Annotated in this window: 4 protein-coding genes; all 4 read right to left on the bottom strand. The window is 27.2% G+C overall.

Going from position 1 to position 3681, the window contains the following annotated elements:
* Nucleotides 1-131: 131 nt before the first annotated feature.
* Complete coding sequence (pduL, locus tag KGF52_RS20580) at nucleotides 132-701, bottom strand: phosphate propanoyltransferase (protein ID WP_227829203.1); 570 nt, start codon at nucleotides 699-701, stop codon at nucleotides 132-134.
* A gap of 72 nt (nucleotides 702-773) precedes the next feature.
* The gene (locus tag KGF52_RS20585) at nucleotides 774-1382 is read right to left on the bottom strand and encodes a flavodoxin family protein (protein ID WP_227841459.1); all 609 of its coding nucleotides are present in this window, start codon (nucleotides 1380-1382) and stop codon (nucleotides 774-776) included.
* 7 nt (nucleotides 1383-1389) lie between these two features.
* Nucleotides 1390-3153, bottom strand: coding sequence for a GAF domain-containing SpoIIE family protein phosphatase (locus tag KGF52_RS20590; protein ID WP_227841460.1), 1764 nt, complete (start codon nucleotides 3151-3153; stop codon nucleotides 1390-1392).
* Between the two features lie 42 nt (nucleotides 3154-3195).
* Nucleotides 3196-3681, bottom strand: a 486-nt coding sequence (locus KGF52_RS20595; protein WP_227841461.1) for a hypothetical protein, incomplete at its 5' end; no start/stop codon positions are given.

Here is a 3681-nt window from a genome sequence, read left to right on the forward strand (position 1 = left end):
TTATAATTTTCATAATACCCCTTTATATTATAAATTAATCTAATAGATTAAATTTATAATATAGAAATTTATTACAGTAAAAAATATGCTAGTAAACAAAATATTCACTAGCATTAATTTCATATATAAAATTAATCAACTATTAATTCTACTAAATCTCCATTTTTAACGCCTGCTGCATTTCCTTCTTCCATGTCAACATGCATTTCTAAATTAAAGCTATCACTAGCTCTTACTAATACATTTTCAAATACTAACGCTCTTGGTCCAGATGTTTTAACTTTTACTATTTGTTTGTCAGTTACACCAAATTTAGCAGCGTCTTCATTGCTCATATGTATATGTCTAGAAGCAACTATAACTCCTTCTTTCATTTCAACTTCTCCAGCTGGTCCTACTAATTTAACCCCAGGAGTTCCAGCTATATCACCAGATTCTTTTATTGGAGCTTTTACTCCTAATGGGAATCCATCTGCTAAAGAAATCTCAACTTGAGTTTGAGCTCTAGCTGGCCCTAAAACTCTAACTCCTTTTAGAGTCCCCTTTGGACCGACTAAATCTACTTTTTCTTCACAGGCAAATTGTCCTGGTTGAGATAATGGTTTAAATTTAGTTAATTCATGACCTGCTCCAAATAATACGTCTATATCAGCTTGACTCAAATGAACATGTTTATTAGATAATGCTATTGGTAATTTCATTGAAATTCCCTCCTTTAATTATTTTTAAATTATTGCAATACAATTATACATAATATTACTTACAAAATCAAATTATATTGAATCAATATACGCTTTTAGAGTCTTAGATATAGTGTCTTTAAATTCTTGATTATCTGTGTAAGGTATATTATCTGTATTGTTTAAATATATATTGTGTAAAAGTTTAGTATTTATACTCTTAAAGAAAAAGTCCATAACTATTTGCCCACCTTTAAATTGTGAATCATAAGGTTTACTACCTCCTACTGCAATATACATTCCTATACGCTTTTTATTCCTATCAATTGAAGGCTTATTTAATATATACTTGCTTGCATAGATAGCTTGAGTTCTATCAACAACAGTTTTTACTTTAGCTGATATTGAATCAAAATGTACAGGACTTATTACTATAGTCCCTTTTGATTCATCAAACATTTTATATAGAGGTTTCATATCATCATTAAATTTACAACATCCTGTCTTATTACAAAATCCACATGCTGTACAATATTCAATATCCATATCATATATATTGAATATTTTACTACTAAGTCCACTATCTTCTAATTTAAGTTTTATTTCATTTGCTATAAAACTACAATTTTTATTATTTCTTGGACTTCCATTTATTATTATAATTTCTGGACTTTCAAGTTCTATTTTATTATTTAAACCCATAATCAATCTACCTATCCTTTAACATAACGATTAAAATATCATCATCATAATTATCTTTTGATGAAAAGTTTCTTAAATCTAATTTTAAATTTTCTACTATCAGCTGATGATTTAATCTAAAATTTTCTTTTAAAAAGTTTTCTAATCTCTCTATACCATATTCTTCTTTTGATGTATTTTTTATTTCTAAAATTCCATCAGTATACATACATACCATTGCATAATCTTCCATTGAAAGAATATTATTTTCATATGTTGCATCTTCCATTACCCCAATAGGTATTCCCTTTTTACAATTTAAGTTAGTTTCTATTGTTCCATCTTTTTTTACAACTACAGGGCTATAGTGTCCTGCATTAGATACTGTAATCATATTTTCTTTAGTATCTATAAGACCAATCAAACAAGTTGTAAATACTCCCATTTTGTCAAACTCATCATATAACATCCTATTTAAATTTGTCATTATTTCTTGTGGTGTCTTATACTGATTACATAACACTTTAAAGGCACCCTTTATCATTGCAACAACATAATTCGAAACCATTCCATGCCCCATTACATCAGCAACAATATAAACTATGTGTTCAGCATCTACCTTTGTAGCATAATAAAAATCTCCACCTACTACTCTTGCTGGTTTATGATAAAAATAAAGTTCTTTTTCATCATTACAATCCATTTTACCTTTGTCCATAATAAGTTGTTGCTGTTTATTTAATATATTTAACTCATTCTCAAGAATCCTGTGCTTTACTTCTTTTTCATTGTGCTCATATAACTGCATACCAACTAAAACCTGTTTAGATAATATACTAAGGATATTTAAATCATCACTCGTGTAGTTTTTGCTGTTTGCACAAACAATGCATCCTATAGTCTCATTTTTATCTTGGAGTTTGTAATATATATAACTTTCCAAGTTTATCCCTTTTTGTGAGCATGGTTTTAAATTATTTAAATATCCTCCTAAGGATTCTTTATTTACAAACTTGTCCAACATAGGATATAAATTTGTTTTCTTTTTATGTTCAGTATTATAACAGCTAAATATTTTATCTTTATTACCATGACCTATTATAATTATCAAAGCTTCTTTACTATTGGTAATGTTACACGCCTGTTTACTCAAGTTTTCTAAAAATCCATCTATACTTTTATTGAGATATAATTTTTTAGTAGCTTCATTTATAGCACTTATTGAACCTCTTAATTTATCAACCAAAATTTGTACATTATTATTTTTATTAGTTATTTCTATTGATAAACTTAAGAGAGATGCAACAGAAGATATAAAGTCTATATCTTGTTCTGTTAGAAAATCTTCTTCTGTCAAAAAGCAAGTCATAAATCCAACTACTTCATTATTTATGATAAAAGGAAAAACTATTCTACCAATGTAACCTTCAGATTTTGCTAAATCTCGTTCTCCTTCTGCTCTAGAATCTTCAAATACATTTTTCACATATATTATCTTTTTCTCATTTACAGCTTCATGGATATATTCTGGATATGTGTCAAAATCAATTTTTGCACCTTTAAGACTATTGATTGGAAAAATTTGAGGTACATACTCTAAGGTTTGTGAACATACTAAATAGGCATATTTAGAATCATTTTTATAAAATAGATTTACACATGCCTTTGTAGGGTGAACAACCTCTAACATTTTTTCTATTATTTTATCTTTTATATTAAAAAAATCTGTAGATTCAGTCACCATAGCAGATATTTCCACTAAATTCTTCATTTTATAATTGCCATTAGTCATACTCAATTTCTCCCCCTATATATTAAACTATTTATTAGTATTTTAACATACATTCTTTATAGTAAAAACAAAAACAACGACAAAACTAAGAACTAATATCCAGTTAAATCCTGTCAATATTCCTATAAGAAGTAATGTAATCAATGAATTTAGACCTGTTCTTCCCTTTTCATCCATAAAAGTTATCTTAGAGATGTCGATATTATTTTTTACATTGTTTATATGTTCCTTCACTTGTTCTTCCATATTTCTCTTATAAAGAATGTACACCACTCCAACTAGAAATACTCCTATACCTAATATCCAATTTAGATTAAATGCTACAATAAGCAGTATTGAACCAAAAACTAACTTTAAAAGTTTAAAAAACACACTATCTATCTTTAAGGTTATATTTCTGATTTCTTTACATTCATCCCTTAATGAATATCCACTTGAATCTAAGTTATTAATCTTTGTTTTTACAATTTCAGAATAAAAAAGCTTTATTATCCCATTTAACATTTTCATCACTCCTAAATATTTTAC

It is taken from the genome of Clostridioides sp. ZZV15-6597 (genome assembly GCF_020657815.1).
GTDB lineage: Bacteria > Bacillota > Clostridia > Peptostreptococcales > Peptostreptococcaceae > Clostridioides.

Bases quoted from the DNA above. Each gene is read 5' to 3' on its own strand.
- pduL (WP_227829203.1), bottom strand. From the start codon at position 701: ATGAAATTACCAATAGCATTATCTAATAAACATGTTCATTTGAGTCAA.
- KGF52_RS20585 (WP_227841459.1), bottom strand. From the start codon at position 1,382: ATGGGTTTAAATAATAAAATAGAACTTGAAAGTCCAGAAATTATAATA.
- KGF52_RS20590 (WP_227841460.1), bottom strand. From the start codon at position 3,153: ATGACTAATGGCAATTATAAAATGAAGAATTTAGTGGAAATATCTGCT.